Origin of the sequence: Telmatospirillum siberiense (assembly GCF_002845745.1) — a bacterium.
Taxonomy (GTDB): domain Bacteria; phylum Pseudomonadota; class Alphaproteobacteria; order Rhodospirillales; family Magnetospirillaceae; genus Telmatospirillum; species Telmatospirillum siberiense.
The window spans coordinates 235,180-250,750 of record NZ_PIUM01000003.1; the positions used below are offsets into that span (position 1 = coordinate 235,180).

Consider the following 15,571-nt stretch of genomic DNA (forward strand, 5'->3'; position numbering starts at 1 on the left):
TTCCGCTTCGATTCGCCGGACGGACGACGGGAACTCCTTCTGAAACGCTCCGAATTCCGGTCACGGCGAGACAATCGGAGGATACTCGTCATATCAATAGTTAAGAGATTTCTTAAGACCCCAATCTCAACAAATCGGCACAAGTCATTATTAAAACAGTAATATTTTATTGGAGTCACTTGACCCTATAACTTATTCGCGATACTGTAAAACGATCGTTCGGTTAAATAGTGTTGTGGTCAAATTTTTGAGACCGCAGTCCTGATCTCTCTGCCATCAATGATCCGTCCGGCACCGTATCGCGACGGACAATCTAAGGGAAATAACCATGCCGACGCCTTTGTTATCCCGCGGTGAGCTCCTCCTGAGATTACAAGAGACCTTCCGCCGATACGGATACGAAGGCGCCAGCCTGACCCGTATCGCCGCCGCCACCGGCCTTGGCAAAGCCAGCCTTTATCACTACTTCCCGAATGGTAAAGAGCAGATGGCGATGGCCGTCATTGAAGACCTGCGGCAATGGTTCGACACGAATATTTTCTCCCCCCTGGAATCAGTCCATCCGCCGCGTCAACGCATTGTCTCGATGCTGGAAACGTTGAGCCGGCATTACGAATCCGGGCAGGCGGCCTGCCTTCCCGGGTTGTTCGCCCTGACCGAGGAACGTGCTTTGTTCGGCGAGACGATCGCCGAGTTCTTCGCCCGCTGGGTGGCCTGCCTGTCACAGACGCTGACCGATTCCGGACTGGCGCGTGACATCGCCCAACGCCGGGCCCATGACGGCGTCGAACGCATCCAAGGCGCGCTGATCCTGTCCCGCGCCTTTGCCGACAATCGCGCCTTCGCGACCATGGCCGCAGAACTGCCCGACCAATTGCTGGCCGGAGCCGACCGCTCCACCATGTGGACCAGCCGAACGGCGCGTTTCCCCTTCGCCCCGTCGGCGCAAGCCATTCCGTCCCGCGCGGGGTAAAACCAAACACTCTCGGGAAAGCCCGCAAAAAAAGGCCCGGATCTCTCCGGGCCTTCTTCTTTTGCAGATCGTCCTGCCGGCTTAGCGCTTGGAGAACTGGAAGCTGCGGCGGGCCTTCGCCTTACCGTACTTCTTACGTTCAACCACGCGCGAATCGCGGGTCAGGAAGCCGCCGGCCTTCAGCGGGCCGCGCAGGGCAGGCTCGTAGAAGGTCAACGCGCGGGAAATGCCATGACGCACCGCACCGGCCTGTCCCGAGAGACCGCCGCCGACAACCGTCACGACCACGTCGAACTGACCGCTGCGGTTGGCCACCTGGAAGGGCTGATTGATCATCATCCGCAACACCGGGCGGGCGAAATACACTTCCAACGTGCGACCGTTGACCGTGATGCGGCCCGAACCGGGCTTGACCCAGACGCGGGCGATGGCGTTCTTGCGCTTACCGGTCGCATAGGAGCGACCCTGGGCGTCGATCTTCGGCTCGCGAACCGGAGCCGCCACCGGGGCGGCCGCCTTGAGGTCAGCCAAGGCGCTGAAATCTTCGGCCATGGGTTAGGCGCTCCTTTTGTTCTTCGGATTCAACGCGGCGACATCCAACACTTCCGGCTGCTGCGCGGTGTGAGGATGGTCGGCGCCGGCATAGACACGCAGATTCTTCATCTGCGCGCGTCCCAGCGGACCGCGAGTGATCATCCGTTCGACGGCTTTGACGATAACGCGTTCGGGATGGTTGCCATCCAGCAACTGGCCGACAGTCCGGCCCTTGATGCCACCCGGAAAGCCGGTGTGCCAATAGAACACCTTGTCGTCCAGCTTGCGCCCCGTCAGCTTCACCTTCTCGGCGTTGATGACGATAATGTTGTCACCGCAATCTTGATGCGGCGTATAGGTGGGCAGGTGCTTGCCGCGCAACCGCATCGAGATGATGCTGGCGAGACGGCCGAGAACGACGCCGTCCGCGTCGATCACCACCCACTTCTTTTGAATGTCGGACGGTCTTGCGGAATAGGTCTTCATGACACCCACTGCTGCGAAACCAGGTTAAACATGGCAGCCCGGGGGCTCCCAACGAAGGCGCGGAGTATGCCACATTTCTCGATTGGGTCAATGCGAAATAAACTAAACAAAATCAATATCTTATATGAACGGTATTATAATACCTCTATCTCTTTCGACGAAAAACCGCATTTCTGGTCACCACGAAGTCGATGCGGTCATCCACAAGCGCACGCAGACATTCCTCGGGCCTATTGATGATCGGCTCCTCGTGAGCGTTGAAACTCGTATTGATCAGGACCGGCAACCCCGTTCTGGCCTTGAAACGCCCAAGAATGTCGGCATAGAGCGGTTGATGCGCCGCCTGAACGACCTGGGGCCGCGCCGTACCGTCGACATGAACCACCGCCGGAATCCGCTTGCGCCACGCATCCTTAACCGACACCGTAACCGTCATGAACCGGCATGCGTAGGCATTGGCGGGGGTAATGTCGAAAACCTCCGCGGCATCCTCGGCCAGAACATAGGGAGCGAATGGCATGAACTCGCTGCGTTGCAAGCGGTCATTCAGCCGTTGATTGATCGCTGCATCGGCGGGCGAGGCTAAAATGGACCTGTTGCCCAAGGCGCGCGGACCGAATTCCATCCGCCCTTCATAAAGCGCTCCAGCCAGTCCCCGGGCGAGACATTCGGCGGCCACAGCCGCTGGTTCGCCGGGAAGGCGGATCACCTCCGGAGCGTTTCCCAGCACCGCGTCGATAGTATCGTCGAAACTTCGCCCCCAGAACACGTCATCGAGACGCCGCCTCTCGCCCAGCCATCTCGGCAAACCATCGCGGGTCAGGAGGAAATCGAGACAGCCTCCGATCGGCAAACCTTCGTCGCCCATTCCCGGAAAGATGAAGATCTCGTCGAGAGCCGTCGCCTCGCCCAGAAAACGGTTCAGACGAACATTGGCGAACACGCCACCGGCCAATGCCAGCCTGCTCATCCGGTAACGGCTCAACAGCCTGCTGATCGAGGCCAGCATGACGCGCTCAAGGGCCTCCTGCATGGACGCCGCGGCATCCTCCGGCAGAAGTTCCGCCACCAGGCCGCGCAGGCATTCGCGCATGGCCTCGGTCGAGCGGAAATCGCTGTTGATACGCCCTTCTCCATCGACAAGAAAATGCCCGGCAATGTCATCGGCGACGCGGGCCTTGCCATATGCCGCCAAGCCGGTCAGTTTTCCTTCATGGCGGTTGGCGCGAAATCCCAAAGCGTCGGTAATGATTCCATAAGCTTGCCCCAGACTGTCGACACGCTTTTCGCGGCGCAGCCAGCGATCGTCCCCGAACAGGCAATCCAGACGCCCACCCCGCAGCAGATAATGGCTGTAATGCACATTGTCACCGCCGCCATCGGCCGTATAGACAAGAGCCTCCTCCCAATCGGTATGAAACAGGGCCGACAAGGCGTGAGCGCGATGATGATTAAAGAAATGAACCGGCACGCCGGCAGGCAGTCCGAGATCGCGCAGCAAGGCCTCGATGTCGAGAATCCGCGTGGCCGGATCCGTTTCCGCCCGGACCAATGCCGCGTTCAGATCTCCGAAGGGCTCGCCTTCCACCAGTCCGGAGGTCGGCTCCGGCATCCGGAAAAAAGACAGCGGATATTGCCCTCGGCCAAGCACCACCGCCTCGACCCTGTCGGAAGCGATGGCCGTCGCCTCCAAAATTTCAGTGATGGCCCGCCGGGGAAGACCGCCGCCCCCTTTTCGTCGCGTCAGACGCTCTTCCTGAACCGCCGCCAGCAAGGAATAATCGTCGAAGAGAGCGGCTCCACTGTCTTGCAAGGCGGAATGAAGCGACAGGATGGCCATGGAAACACTCCCAGCGGCACGATTGGAGGCGGCAAAGTAACCTAAAGGCGCCAAAACACGCCAGTCTGGATTTCCAGATCCGTCAGGACCCGCTGAAAGCTTTTTGACGGTACCCAATCGGCAAACAACTGCGAAATGGACAGCGGGATCCGCCCCGATAAATATTCAACCTCTTGACGCCGCCGCTCGCTTCAGCCAGCGTGGCAGGTAAATTAAAAGGGAGTATTGCGATGGAAAAGGCAAAACCTGTTGCTTCGGTCTGCTTTCTCGATAATCGCAGTATCAGCATGGATATCGAGGCCGTCATCGGAATTGATGTCGGAACCCCGATGCGGCTCGATGAAGGTGAGTGGTTCTGCGAATTGATCATCCGCTCAACCAATGGCACGGTTGCATTGCAAATGTTGGCGGACAGTCCGGAACGGTTTGCCCTCCATCCGCCGGAAACGACTTACGACGAATAATGCCCGGAACGGCGCACGCTTTCCCGGCTTGAAAGAAGAGCCCCCCGTCAGTAATCCACCGGAGAGCGATATTTGCCCGCTCTCCGCCAGCAATGATTCGATTCTCGGTATTTTCATTTGCATGATACTGGCATATGGCCGACAGTACGATGCCTTATTCATTTTGGATCTGCGCATTTCGAAACGGCTGGGCACAGACAAGGACCATGGATTTCTGGAGCGTCACCTTCGTCAGCTTATCTGCTGGATTGGTATTGACCATTGGCGGCGCCCTTGTCATCTACATGGGTTCGCTGGTCAAAAGCGCCTACCAGTTGAAGATCGAAATCAAAGGCGATGTCGAGGAAGCTTTTCGCCGTCTTGAGGGGGACGTCGAAAAAAAGATCCGCAAGGTGAAACACGAGCTGGTCGAGGAAGTCGACAAGATCAAGGTGGCCCTGCAGACAGACAATCAGCGCAAGATTTCTGAAATGCTCGACGGTTTCAGCAAGCGTTTATCCGCCTGCGAAACGGCCCTGGCGAGCGACAGGACCGAAATCGGCACGGTTTTGGAGGGCTTGCGCCGCGACGTGACGGTCTTGGACCAGAGACTGCGCTTCGTTCGTCGTGAACAGAAGGCTACCCGCGAACCGCAGGGAGTCGGCGCCACGCTCGAAGCCGCCGAGGCCGCGTCCGACACGGCATCCTCAACGGAAGGCGAAGCAGACATCCCGCCGGCTGATACCGACGGCGATATGGCCACCAGCGGGACCGCCTGAAGAAACCATCCTTCCACGATAGAGCGTGATGCCTTAAATCTGCATCACGCTCGGCTTGTTTTTCAAGCCCTCGCCGGGCGCACGCATCCGCGTGCTTGGCCGCGGCCTCAATGGCCGCTTCTGGAGCATCGTGCGTCAGATTTGACGCTCGATGCTCCAGCTAAAAGGCCGGATCTCTCCGGCCTTTCGCATTTCATTGGATTTAATACCGGCGAGCCCCTCGGCTCATTCCACCATTTCCGGCTCCTTGGGGGCTTTGGCATGACCTTCCAGGAAGTCGAAGGTGAGCTTGTCGTCCGCGACGGCGACCTTGACCACCCCCCCCTTCGCCAGGCGTCCGAACAACAACTCTTCGGCCAGGGGTTTTTTGATGTGCTCCTGAATGACGCGCGACAGCGGCCGGGCGCCGTAGTTCTTGTCGTAACCTTTTTCCGCCAGCCAGACACGGGCGGCGTCGGACAGAACGATGGTGACATCGCGATCGCCCAACTGGGTTTCCAGTTGAATGACGAACTTGTCGACCACGCGCGAAACCACCTCGGGGCTGAGAGGGGCGAAGGTGATGTTCGCGTCCAGGCGATTGCGGAATTCGGGAGTGAACAGGCGCTGGATAGCCTCCTGATCGTCGCCCTCCCTCGATTCGCGCGTGAAACCGATGGCCGGCTTGGCCAGATCGCTGGCTCCCGCATTCGTGGTCATGATCAGGATGACGTTGCGGAAATCCACCGTCTTGCCATTGTGGTCGGTCAATTTACCGTGGTCCATCACCTGCAAGAGAATATTGAACAGATCGGGATGGGCTTTTTCGATCTCGTCGAGCAACAGGACGGAATGCGGATGTTGATCGATCGAATCGGTGAGCAACCCACCCTGATCGAAACCGACATAGCCTGGAGGCGCACCGATCAGACGGGAGATGGAATGACGCTCCATATATTCGGACATATCGAAGCGGATCAGTTCGATGCCCATGATCTTGGACAACTGCCGCGCCACTTCGGTTTTGCCGACGCCGGTCGGGCCGGAGAACAAATAACAACCGATCGGCTTTTCGGGCTCGCGCAAACCGGCGCGAGCCAATTTGATCGCCGAGGCAAGCGCTTCGATGGCATTGTCCTGACCAAATACCAAGGTCTTCAAATCGCGCTCCAGCGACCGAAGCACCTCCATGTCGTTGGAAGACACGCTCTTCGGAGGGACCCGGGCGATCTTGGCGACGATTTCCTCGATGTCGCGCACGGTCACCGTCTTGCGGCGCTTCGATTCGGGCAGCAGCATGCGGGCCGCCCCCACCTCATCGATGACGTCGATGGCCTTGTCGGGCAATTTGCGGTCGCTGATATAACGCACCGCCAGTTCGACGGCCGCACGGATGGCATCGTTGGTATAACGGACCCGGTGATGAGCCTCGTAATAGGGCTTGATGCCGTTCAGAATCTTGACGGCATCCTCTACCGACGGCTCATTGACGTCGATCTTCTGGAAGCGACGGACGAGCGCCCGATCCTTTTCGAAATGGTTGCGGAATTCCTTGTAGGTCGTCGAACCGATGCACCGAAGACTACCCGAAGCCAATGCCGGCTTGAGGAGATTCGAAGCATCCATCGATCCGCCCGATGTGGCTCCGGCGCCGATGACCGTATGGATTTCATCGATGAACAGGATGGCCCCCTCCAGAGCCTCCAGTTCCGAGACGACAGCCTTCAGCCGTTCTTCGAAGTCGCCGCGATAACGGGTGCCGGCGAGCAACGCGCCCATATCCAGGGAGAAGATGGTGGCGTTAAGCAGAACCTCCGGGACTTCGTTCTTGACGATGCGCCGGGCGAGACCTTCCGCGATGGCTGTCTTGCCGACGCCGGGGTCGCCCACATAAAGCGGGTTGTTCTTGGACCTGCGGCAAAGGATTTGAATGGTCCGCTCGATCTCCATCTCGCGGCCGATCAACGGGTCGATCTTTCCCTGCGCCGCTTTCCGATTCAGGTTGACGCAGTAGGCGCTCAGCGCTTCTTGGCCTTTTTTCACGACCGCCTCGGGTTTTGTGTCCTCATCCACTCCATGTACCGGGCGGGCCTGATTGCGGCCCGGCGCCTTGGCTATGCCATGGGAAATATAGTTCACGGCATCCAGGCGGGTCATATCCTGCAACTGCAGGAAATAGACCGCGTGACTTTCCCGTTCGGAAAACAGGGCGACCACCACATTGGCGCCGGTGACCTCTTCCCTCCCCGAAGACTGGACATGAATGGCCGCCCGCTGCACCACCCGCTGGAAGCCGGCCGTGGGCTTTGGATCGCCGGCCCGCTCCGTCACCAGATCGGCCAGGGCGGTATCGACGAAGTCCGTCAGATCGCGCCGCAGTCGCTCGAGATCGACATTGCAGGCGCGAAGCACGGCGATGGAGTCCTGATCTTCGGTCAGCGCCAATAGCAAATGTTCGAGTGTCGCGTATTCATGGCGTCGTTCAGACGCCAATGCGAGAGCTCGGTGAAGACTTTGCTCGAGATTCCGCGACAGCATCGGCATTATTCCTTCTCAATAGTACACTGCAGCGGATGCTGGTTTTGCCTGGCCAAATCCATGACCTGCGTCACCTTGGTCTCCGCCACTTCATATGTGTACACTCCGCAGACACCGACTCCCCGCTGATGGACATGCATCATGATGCGTGTCGCCTCTTCGCGGTTCTTGCCGAAAAAGCGTTCGAGAACGTGAACGACGAATTCCATAGGGGTGTAATCGTCATTCAGCATAAGGACCTTGTACATCGACGGACGTTTGGTCTTCGGTCGGGTCTTGATGACCACTCCGGTCTGCGGTCCGTCGTCGTTTGGCCTATCGTTCTCGTTTTCACTCATTCGGATGGTTCGGTTCACCGATGTCGTCGTCGAGACACCCCTATAATATTGGTTCGGCACGGCCGGGGAAAAGTCCCCTTTTCGCCAAAGAGCCATCACCCCTCTACCTCACCCATAAGCCGGGCCTCCTGAAGGAGGTTGCGGCGACAAGCACAAGCGCCGTTTTAAGCCGTCCCGAGCGGGGTTCGACCGCCATGCGGACATCGCCCCTTTTTCTTCAGCCGGACGGCCGGCACACCGAAATCGAGAAACGATCATCTCGCGCTCGATGATCGCTTCAGACGAAAAAGCCCGGCGGAGGTGCCTCCACCGGGCCCGATACCATCCTACCTGGCAAATCCGCCGCGTATAGATCCTCTTTTCGCAACCGCGCCTTCAGGCTGCGATTTTTGTCAACGACTGGACCGCGGCATCCACCCGCTTGTTGATCGGAGCGATGGCCTCTTCGGCCAGCTTGCTGGACAGTTCGCCGAGTTTCTGGCTTTCGACCACCAGCTTGTCGAAATTCGATTTAGCCAGCGAAGACGAGAGATCAATGACCTCCTTCAAAGTTTTGGCTCCGGCGAGAGCCTTGCCGGCCGAGAGAGAATCCTCAAAAGAGCCCTGGGCCAAGGCGACAACCGATTGGGAAAGGTCCTGCACTCCACGGGCGACGATATCGGCGGAACGGAACAAGGCTTCCAGATTTTGCTGGTTGAATTGCAGAAGATCCTCATACCCCTTGAAAATCTCGGAACCGCCCTTGCCGGCCGGCTCGATAAGGTTCTGCTGAACGGCCGGCGTTTCTTCGGCCGCGTCGACGGTTTCGACGACGGGTACGGCGATGCTTTTCACGGGCTTGGTTGTCATTTCAACAGTTTCCTCCATGCTGGGTACGAAATCCGGCGTCCCGCCTCGGAGTTGGACCGATCGAAAACCGTGCGAAAGGGCGCCCCCTTTCGATGTTGCAGTGCGGGATCACGGAATTTGACGGCAAACGATGAAGTGTGTCAACGGGAAGTTGTGCAGCGCAGCATTCTGTCACACCGCCGTCAGAATCCCCCACTCGAAATCCCGTCCCGCCCCACGGTCAGATACCAGCGCTCCGCCGCCAGATGGGGCTGGTCGTAACTCCCGACGTAAGCGAAAGGATCGGCTTCCTTGAAAGGCACGTCGGTTCGGTCAAGAGCCCGCAGTTCCTTCGGAAAAGTCAACGCTGCGAAATCATCCGAGGGAAACAGCCAGGCATTGCCCACGAAACGCCCCTTCACACAGGCCGCGACAACCCAGTAAAAGCCGTCCGACGGAAGACGCAGCCCGGTCGGTGGCGGAGAGAACAGGGGCTGGAGAGAAGACAGCAAATGATCGCGTTGCCCGGAAGAAAGCGTCGTCTGCGCCGTCGCCCCCCGCCAGGGTGCCAGGAGATCGTCGCTCGAAAGGGCGGAGAGTGTGGCCGACAAAATCACACGCTGCCGAAGGAGCGGCTTATCGCCAGCCGGCTCGAATTCGTAGATGCGCACTTGCTCTCGCCAAAAACCGTTATAGACGAATCTGTAGCGATCTGACGTTCCGGCCCGGCACGCCTCGCGGATATCGTCACCCGCGACGAAGGAAAACCAAAAGAAGCGTCGTTCGAGCGGATTGTCCAATCCTTCACCGGCATACCGGCACCCGGCCAGGGCCACAGCCATGAACACCAAAAGCCCGGCTATCCGAAAAGCGCGTTTTTCCAGCATCATTAACCACTTCCTAAGGCGACACCCTCTATTGTTTCCTCATTATGAGGCTTCCGTCCACCCGCCGTTTCCGGCTGGATGTCCGCTCGAGGCGAGCGTGGATGGGAATAACTTGCGGCCATCACAAAAAATAACGACATCCGGCATCCAAACTGTGGACAGACTCGCATGGATTTTCTATTGTGAAAACTGTCGGTTTTGTTCAGTTTCAGCTCAAGGCAATAGGACGTGAAGTCGAACGCCCATAAGTTTCTATCCTTGTTCAATGCTGGCGTGTCGGCGTGCCGCGTCCTCGCGATTCTGATCTTATCAGTCAGCTTTTTCGTTATAGCAATGGTAGCGCCGGCCGAAGCGAAATACGCTTCCATGGTTGTCGACGCCGATACGGGTGAAGTCCTCCACGCGGTCAATGCCGACAACAGGAACTATCCCGCGTCCCTGACCAAGATGATGACCCTCTATCTCTTGTTCGACGCCCTTGATCGCGGCCAAGTCAAACTGACGGACAGGATTCCCGTTTCCGCACATGCATCCGCCCAGTCCCCGTCCAAACTGGGGCTACGCGCCGGCCAAACCATCATGGTCGAAGACGCCATCCTGGGCCTTTGCACCAAGTCCGCCAACGACGCCGCCGTCGCGGTCGGCGAATTCCTGGGCGGTACGGAAACCGCTTTTGCCGACATCATGACGCGCAAGGCACGCGAGCTTGGCATGCGCCAGACCGTTTTCCGCAACGCCTCAGGCCTTCCCAATCTGTCGCAATTCAGTTCGGCCCGCGACATGGCGACCCTGGCCCGCGCGCTGCTGCACAACCACCCCCGCCAATACCACTATTTTTCCACGGGGCAATTCACCTACAACGGCGAAACGATGCGCAACCACAACCATCTGATGGAATGGTATGATGGTGTCGACGGCATCAAGACCGGTTATATCGGCGCGTCGGGTTTCAACCTCGTCGCCTCGGTCAAGCGCGACGGCCGCCGCCTGATCGGTGTCGTCTTCGGTGGCCAGAGCGCTGCCGCCCGCGACCGTCACATGGCGCAACTTCTGGACGCCGCCTTCGCCAGAACTCCGGGATCCAGCGGTGTCGAAATGGCCGAAATGCCCGAACAACAGGGTGAGGACGAACCGGTCGCCGCCGCTCCGCCAAAGGGCAAGGCCAAAGCCAAGGTCAAAACGGCATCCGCCCATCAATCCGATTATCACGCGGTGATGAAGGCGATGGCGGCGGGACAGGCCGGACGCATTTCCACCGCAGCCAAATCAGGCAAGACGGGCCGCGCCAAAGCATCCGCTGATGATGACGAAGACTCTTCGGGCGATGCCGACGAAGACAATTGGGGCATTCAAGTCGGGGCCTACGCCCAGCAGGCCAAGGCGAAGGAGGCGGTCACCACCGCACGTCATAAATTGGGTAAATTGGTCGCGGACGGTGAAGTCAGCATCGCCCGCAACAAAGGCAATCATGCCCCCTTCCGTGCGAGACTGATCGGTCTTTCCAAGGACACCGCGCGGGAAGCATGCCGCCGGCTTGGGAAAAATGGCATTTCCTGCGCGGTCATCAACGCCGGATAGACATTTCGGGGTTCAGGGCGGTCCTCAGAATTGCAGCACCGTCGAAGCGAGAATCGCTCCCCGCGACGCCATCAGATAGAGCCCCATATGGTGGGTCAACTCCCTGGGATGGGTGGCCGTCGCCGGCAGCCCCAACGCATCCACCGTCGGTCGCGGTAAATCGTAGGTGGCGCATCCAGGCTCGTAGACCACCACATCCGCCAGGCTGGGTATCAAACCGTGATTGCGGGCCGACAACAGTGTCAGGACAAAGTCCATGACACAGATATCGGTGCAAATCCCCACCACCAAGACAGCAGCCAAGCGACAATCGTTGATCCATTCGATAACGGCGTTGCGTCCGGTTTCGGCATCGATGGCGCCGATGAAACCGTTGATGCAGTCCTTTTGCACCAAGCGCGCCCGATCGCTCTTTTCCAGCCAGGCCAGCGCCGGAACCAACATCTCATGGCCACTGCCCCTTTCGCAGTGAGGCGGATAAGGCGGCTCAAGCTTTCCAGGCTCATGGCTGTCCAGGAACAGCAGAATGGGGCGCCCCTCTTTTTCAAAAAGTCGTGCCAAACGATCGGTTTGCGAAATCATCCGCTCGACGCAGCCATCCGGCCCTGCGGGTGCCAGCGGGCCGCATCCGGGGGTGGCGAATCCATTGATCTCGTCGACGATCACCAACCCCACCGAACGCCCTTTGAGATCGAACGCCCCTAAGGCAAGCGGCAGATCGGAAAGCGAAAACGTATTCAAGGCGTCACCTCCAATAAAGCGAATGACGCAGCTTAACGCGGTTTCCTCCTCACTGGAACCGACGGGCATATCTGCCAATACATAACCGCATAACTCGTCTATTGAATACGATACCGTATGGTATCAAATGTACCGCATACCAAGCAGCCGGCGATCCACCGCTGATCCCGGAGATCACTATCTGAAAGACAGGAGCACATCATGAAAAGCGTTTCCCTTAAATCCCTCGTCGCCGTCGTGGCCCTCGCCGCCTCTTTAGCCGCCTGCACATCGGCCACGGTCGGCGCCGACCGCCAGGTGTCGCCGACCGCCCTGCAATGGAACAAGTAAGGCGTTCCGGCAGGAACGGACAAAGCAGCCGAAGATCCCATGCAGGTCTCGGCGCAATCGCAGAAGACAGGAGACCATCATGAAGACCATTTCCTTGAAATCCCTCGTTGCCGTCGTGGCCCTCGCCGCCTCTCTGGCCGCTTGTACCTCGGCCACCACCAGCGGTAACCGGTATGAAACGAATCTCAACGCCTCCGCCATTGGCGGGGCCCGGTAAATCTCAATGATCCGGCCCCGGACAGGAACAACACAGCAGAAGGGACATCGGGATGCGAGGCCATCGCCGATGTCCCTTCCCAGAGCCGGATGCCTTGCCGTTCGAACAACTCCCTCGTACTATTCCCGCCATGCCTGCCGATGAAAGATCAGCCATGCCCCAAGATAATATTCGTCCCATCCGCCTTCTCGGACTGTCCGGCAGTCTTCGCCGTGAATCGCACAACACGGCGGTTTTGAATACCGTCGCCGAAAATCTTGGCGAAGGCGTCTCGATGACGCTGTTTCCCCTGAACGATCTGCCGCTTTACAATCAGGACGATGACGACGGAAAGGGGCCGGCCGCGGTCCTGGCCCTGCGCCGGGCGATCGCCGATAGCGACGGGCTGATCGTCTCCTCGCCCGAGTTCAACTATGGCATTCCCGGCGTTTTGAAAAACGCCCTGGACTGGGCTTCCAGACCCTATGGTCAATCTTCGCTGATCGGCAAACCCGCCATCATCATCACGGTCTCCCCGGCTTTCACCGGAGGCGTCCGCGCGCAGAGCCAAATCCAGGAAACCCTGGAGGCCTGCATGGTGCGCGTCGTCCTACGGCCTCAAGTGGTCATCGGCAGCAGCCATGAGAAGATCAAGGAAGGGCGTCTGACCGATGCCCCCTCCCTGGCCTTCGCATTGGCGGGCGTAGACGATTTGCTGAAGGAAATCAGCCTGCTGCAATCGGCCAAGGACCGTTGACCGGCAATGGACGGCGAGTCGAACAATAACGATCGCCCCCTCTGCCGCCGCACGCGCCGTGGCGAAGAACGATGCGAACGCGTGCGCGCCGTCGCCAGCGAACTGTTCCTCGCCCATGGATACGACCGAGTCAGTCTGGACGACATCATCGCCCAGGCTGGCGGCTCGAAAACCAACATCTACAGTCATTTCGGCGGCAAGGAAGGGCTATTCATCGCCACCGTCGAGCGCTTGTGCGATCAGGTCAACGCGACGCTGAAAGCGCTCGACCTCGCCGATGCGAGCCTGGAAGATGGGCTGCGGCAACTCGGCCGCACCCTCATGATGGCCGTTCTGGACGAGCGGCATCTGGGCCTCTACCGCCTGATCATCGGTCAGTCGGGACGCATTCCCGGCATCGGCGGCCCTTGGATGACGCATGGCCCGGAAGAAACCCGCCGCATCATCGCGCTTTTTTTAACCCCGCATCAAAATCGCTTGCGCGATCTGACGCCGGAACGAGCGGCCGGCATCTATCACAATATGCTGATCTGGGATCATTTGAACTCCGCCGTTTTCGCCCATGGTGAAAAACCGGAGTCCCCTGTCATCGACAAACATGTCGATGATACGCTGTCGCTTTTCGCGCGCGGATATATCCTCCCGGCGTGACTCCATTCCTCCTTCGCGAAGCGTTAGGAAGGCGGCTGCCCCGTCAGGTAATCACCGTTGGTGCATCGCGTCCGGTCCTGGGCACGATCTCCGCGACGTCCCGGGCAATGGAAATCAGATCGCCCAACGTCTCCTGGGTATCCCGGGCATGCCCGGCCGGATCGGCTTCGAAGCGCTCGATATAAACCCGCAAGGTCGCCCCCTCGGTGCCCGTGCCCGATAGCCGATAAACGATACGGGACCCGTCGGAGAACAGAATCCTGATCCCCTGCTGCGTGCTGACGGACCCGTCCACGGGATCGGTATAAGCAAAATCGTCGGCGGTGGCGACCTGATGGCCGCCCAATTGGCTGCCCGCCAACGTCGGCAGGCGCTGGCGCAGATGAGCCATCACCCCTTCGGCAGCCTTGCTATCCAACCCTTCGTAGTCGTGACGGGAATAGAAGTTACGGCCGAAACGCGTCCAATGCTCGCGCACGATGGCCTCGACCGACTGGCGCCGTTTCGCCAGGATATTGAGCCACAGCAGGACCGCCCACAGGCCATCCTTCTCGCGCACATGATTGGAACCGGTCCCGAAGCTTTCCTCGCCGCACAAGGTGGCCCGCCCGGCATCGAGCAGGTTTCCGAAGAATTTCCAGCCGGTCGGCGTTTCGTAGGCGGGAACGCCCAGGGCCTCCGCCACACGGTCGGCCGCCTGGCTGGTCGGCATCGAGCGGGCGATACCGGCCAATCCCTTCGCATAACCGGGCGCCAGAGTGGCGTTGGCGGCGAGCACGGCAAGACTGTCCGATGGCGTGACGTAAAAACCGCGTCCGATGATCATGTTCCGGTCGCCGTCTCCATCCGACGCGGCCCCCATGTCGGGCGCGTCCGGCGCGGCCAGGGCGGCGACCAGATCATGGGCGTGCACGAGATTGGGATCGGGGTGGCCGCCGCCGAAATCCGGCAAGGGAATTCCATGCACGACGCTGCCCGGCACCGCCCCCAGAAGTCCTTCCAGAATGGTCTTGGCATAAGGCCCCGTCACCGCATGCATGGCATCGAACCGGATACGGAAACCGGACGAGAACAGATCGCGAATGGCGGCGAAATCAAACAGCTTGCCCATCAATTCCGCATAATCGGCGACAGGATCGATCACCTCGACGGTCATCCCCCCCAGATCGATCGTTCCCAAGCGATCGATATCGACCGGCCGTTCGTCATCCAGGGTCCGGTATTCGGAGATGACCTGGCTTTTGGCGTAGATCGCCTCGGTCACTTTTTCGGGAGCAGGACCACCGGCCGAAATATTATATTTGATGCCGAAATCGTCCTTCGGCCCGCCGGGATTATGGCTGGCCGACAAGATGATGCCCCCGAACGCCTTGTGCTTGCGGATGATGCAAGACACCGCCGGCGTCGACAGGATCCCGCCCTGCCCCACCAGCACCCTGCCGAAACCGTTCGCCGAAGCCATGCGCAGGATGACCTGGATGGCTTCGCGGTTGAAGAAGCGTCCATCACCGCCCAGGACCAGGGTTTTGCCAGCGAAGCCTTCCAGAGAATCGAAGATCGACTGAACGAAATTCTCCAGATAATTCGCCTGCTGGAACACCGTGACCTTCTTGCGAAGCCCCGACGTTCCGGGCTTCTGACCGGAAAAGGGCAAGGTCTTGCGAGTGATGACGGACATCTTCGGCTCCGGTTT

General features: G+C 59.2%; 17 protein-coding genes. 8 read left to right on the plus strand and 9 right to left on the minus strand.

Annotated elements, in window-relative coordinates:
• Window positions 1-328 precede the first annotated feature (328 nt).
• Window positions 329-973 (plus strand): TetR/AcrR family transcriptional regulator, encoded by a 645-nt coding sequence (locus CWS72_RS04730; RefSeq protein WP_101249408.1) that lies wholly within the window; start codon window positions 329-331, stop codon window positions 971-973.
• Window positions 974-1,054: 81 nt separating this feature from the next.
• Here CWS72_RS04730 and rpsI read toward each other — a convergent pair whose 3' ends face one another.
• The 3 genes from rpsI to CWS72_RS04745 all read right to left on the minus strand — a co-directional run bounded on the left by rpsI (window position 1,055) and on the right by CWS72_RS04745 (window position 3,833).
• Window positions 1,055-1,525 carry a 30S ribosomal protein S9 gene (gene rpsI, locus CWS72_RS04735; protein WP_101249409.1) on the minus strand — a complete coding sequence of 157 codons (471 nt, stop codon included), beginning with the start codon at window positions 1,523-1,525 and terminating at the stop codon, window positions 1,055-1,057.
• Window positions 1,526-1,528: 3 nt separating this feature from the next.
• Window positions 1,529-1,993 (minus strand): 50S ribosomal protein L13, encoded by a 465-nt coding sequence (gene rplM, locus CWS72_RS04740; protein WP_101249410.1) that lies wholly within the window; start codon window positions 1,991-1,993, stop codon window positions 1,529-1,531.
• Window positions 1,994-2,138: 145 nt separating this feature from the next.
• Entirely contained in the window at window positions 2,139-3,833 is a 1,695-nt protein-coding gene (locus tag CWS72_RS04745) for a carbamoyltransferase C-terminal domain-containing protein (protein WP_101249411.1), read from the minus strand.
• 230 nt (window positions 3,834-4,063) lie between these two features.
• Between CWS72_RS04745 and CWS72_RS04750 the strand changes: the two genes are divergently transcribed.
• Window positions 4,064-4,297, plus strand: a complete 234-nt coding sequence (locus CWS72_RS04750) for a hypothetical protein (RefSeq protein ID WP_101249412.1) — start codon at window positions 4,064-4,066, stop codon at window positions 4,295-4,297.
• 134 nt (window positions 4,298-4,431) lie between these two features.
• Window positions 4,432-5,055: a hypothetical protein gene (locus CWS72_RS04755; RefSeq protein ID WP_146002623.1), complete on the plus strand. Its 624-nt coding sequence runs from the start codon at window positions 4,432-4,434 to the stop codon at window positions 5,053-5,055.
• Between the two features lie 225 nt (window positions 5,056-5,280).
• Here the strand turns inward: CWS72_RS04755 and clpA are convergent, their stop codons facing one another.
• The 4 genes from clpA to CWS72_RS04775 all read right to left on the minus strand — a co-directional run bounded on the left by clpA (window position 5,281) and on the right by CWS72_RS04775 (window position 9,628).
• A complete protein-coding gene (gene clpA / locus CWS72_RS04760; protein WP_101249491.1) occupies window positions 5,281-7,572 on the minus strand; it encodes an ATP-dependent Clp protease ATP-binding subunit ClpA in 2,292 nt (763 codons plus the stop codon).
• Between the two features lie 5 nt (window positions 7,573-7,577).
• Window positions 7,578-7,910, minus strand: a complete 333-nt coding sequence (clpS, locus tag CWS72_RS04765) for an ATP-dependent Clp protease adapter ClpS (RefSeq protein WP_101249414.1) — start codon at window positions 7,908-7,910, stop codon at window positions 7,578-7,580.
• 375 nt (window positions 7,911-8,285) lie between these two features.
• Window positions 8,286-8,759, minus strand: coding sequence for a phasin family protein (locus CWS72_RS04770; RefSeq protein WP_158240509.1), 474 nt, complete (start codon window positions 8,757-8,759; stop codon window positions 8,286-8,288).
• Window positions 8,760-8,941: 182 nt separating this feature from the next.
• The gene (locus tag CWS72_RS04775; RefSeq protein ID WP_101249416.1) at window positions 8,942-9,628 is read right to left on the minus strand and encodes a hypothetical protein; all 687 of its coding nucleotides are present in this window, start codon (window positions 9,626-9,628) and stop codon (window positions 8,942-8,944) included.
• 363 nt (window positions 9,629-9,991) lie between these two features.
• Between CWS72_RS04775 and CWS72_RS04780 the strand changes: the two genes are divergently transcribed.
• A complete protein-coding gene (locus CWS72_RS04780) occupies window positions 9,992-11,203 on the plus strand; it encodes a serine hydrolase (protein WP_241911577.1) in 1,212 nt (403 codons plus the stop codon).
• Between the two features lie 24 nt (window positions 11,204-11,227).
• Here CWS72_RS04780 and CWS72_RS04785 read toward each other — a convergent pair whose 3' ends face one another.
• Window positions 11,228-11,944, minus strand: coding sequence for an isochorismatase family protein (locus CWS72_RS04785; RefSeq protein WP_241911578.1), 717 nt, complete (start codon window positions 11,942-11,944; stop codon window positions 11,228-11,230).
• Window positions 11,945-12,145: 201 nt separating this feature from the next.
• On the opposite strand from CWS72_RS04785, the gene CWS72_RS28565 reads away from it, so the two are divergent.
• The 4 genes from CWS72_RS28565 (at window position 12,146) to CWS72_RS28570 (ending at window position 13,878) form a co-directional block, all read left to right on the plus strand.
• Window positions 12,146-12,274 (plus strand): hypothetical protein, encoded by a 129-nt coding sequence (locus tag CWS72_RS28565; RefSeq protein ID WP_274540581.1) that lies wholly within the window; start codon window positions 12,146-12,148, stop codon window positions 12,272-12,274.
• Window positions 12,275-12,353: 79 nt separating this feature from the next.
• Window positions 12,354-12,491, plus strand: coding sequence for a hypothetical protein (locus tag CWS72_RS27675; protein ID WP_158240510.1), 138 nt, complete (start codon window positions 12,354-12,356; stop codon window positions 12,489-12,491).
• A gap of 154 nt (window positions 12,492-12,645) precedes the next feature.
• Window positions 12,646-13,227 (plus strand): NADPH-dependent FMN reductase, encoded by a 582-nt coding sequence (locus CWS72_RS04790; protein ID WP_101249419.1) that lies wholly within the window; start codon window positions 12,646-12,648, stop codon window positions 13,225-13,227.
• A gap of 6 nt (window positions 13,228-13,233) precedes the next feature.
• Entirely contained in the window at window positions 13,234-13,878 is a 645-nt protein-coding gene (locus CWS72_RS28570; RefSeq protein ID WP_101249420.1) for a TetR/AcrR family transcriptional regulator, read from the plus strand.
• 43 nt (window positions 13,879-13,921) lie between these two features.
• On the opposite strand, the gene CWS72_RS04800 is transcribed toward CWS72_RS28570, so the two are convergent.
• A complete protein-coding gene (locus CWS72_RS04800) occupies window positions 13,922-15,556 on the minus strand; it encodes an alpha-D-glucose phosphate-specific phosphoglucomutase (protein WP_101249421.1) in 1,635 nt (544 codons plus the stop codon).
• Window positions 15,557-15,571 lie beyond the last annotated feature (15 nt).

Excerpts from the sequence above, each read along its gene's own strand:
- CWS72_RS04790 (WP_101249419.1), top strand. The coding sequence starts at position 12,646 with ATGCCCCAAGATAATATTCGTCCCATCCGCCTTCTCGGACTGTCCGGC.
- rplM (WP_101249410.1), bottom strand. The coding sequence starts at position 1,993 with ATGAAGACCTATTCCGCAAGACCGTCCGACATTCAAAAGAAGTGGGTG.
- rpsI (WP_101249409.1), bottom strand. The coding sequence starts at position 1,525 with ATGGCCGAAGATTTCAGCGCCTTGGCTGACCTCAAGGCGGCCGCCCCG.
- CWS72_RS04750 (WP_101249412.1), top strand. The coding sequence starts at position 4,064 with ATGGAAAAGGCAAAACCTGTTGCTTCGGTCTGCTTTCTCGATAATCGC.
- CWS72_RS04800 (WP_101249421.1), bottom strand. The coding sequence starts at position 15,556 with ATGTCCGTCATCACTCGCAAGACCTTGCCCTTTTCCGGTCAGAAGCCC.
- CWS72_RS04745 (WP_101249411.1), bottom strand. The coding sequence starts at position 3,833 with ATGGCCATCCTGTCGCTTCATTCCGCCTTGCAAGACAGTGGAGCCGCT.
- CWS72_RS04780 (WP_241911577.1), top strand. The coding sequence starts at position 9,992 with ATGGTTGTCGACGCCGATACGGGTGAAGTCCTCCACGCGGTCAATGCC.
- CWS72_RS28570 (WP_101249420.1), top strand. The coding sequence starts at position 13,234 with ATGGACGGCGAGTCGAACAATAACGATCGCCCCCTCTGCCGCCGCACG.
- CWS72_RS27675 (WP_158240510.1), top strand. The coding sequence starts at position 12,354 with ATGAAGACCATTTCCTTGAAATCCCTCGTTGCCGTCGTGGCCCTCGCC.
- clpS (WP_101249414.1), bottom strand. The coding sequence starts at position 7,910 with ATGAGTGAAAACGAGAACGATAGGCCAAACGACGACGGACCGCAGACC.
- CWS72_RS04755 (WP_146002623.1), top strand. The coding sequence starts at position 4,432 with ATGGCCGACAGTACGATGCCTTATTCATTTTGGATCTGCGCATTTCGA.
- clpA (WP_101249491.1), bottom strand. The coding sequence starts at position 7,572 with ATGCTGTCGCGGAATCTCGAGCAAAGTCTTCACCGAGCTCTCGCATTG.
- CWS72_RS04770 (WP_158240509.1), bottom strand. The coding sequence starts at position 8,759 with ATGACAACCAAGCCCGTGAAAAGCATCGCCGTACCCGTCGTCGAAACC.
- CWS72_RS04775 (WP_101249416.1), bottom strand. The coding sequence starts at position 9,628 with ATGATGCTGGAAAAACGCGCTTTTCGGATAGCCGGGCTTTTGGTGTTC.
- CWS72_RS04730 (WP_101249408.1), top strand. The coding sequence starts at position 329 with ATGCCGACGCCTTTGTTATCCCGCGGTGAGCTCCTCCTGAGATTACAA.
- CWS72_RS28565 (WP_274540581.1), top strand. The coding sequence starts at position 12,146 with ATGAAAAGCGTTTCCCTTAAATCCCTCGTCGCCGTCGTGGCCCTCGCC.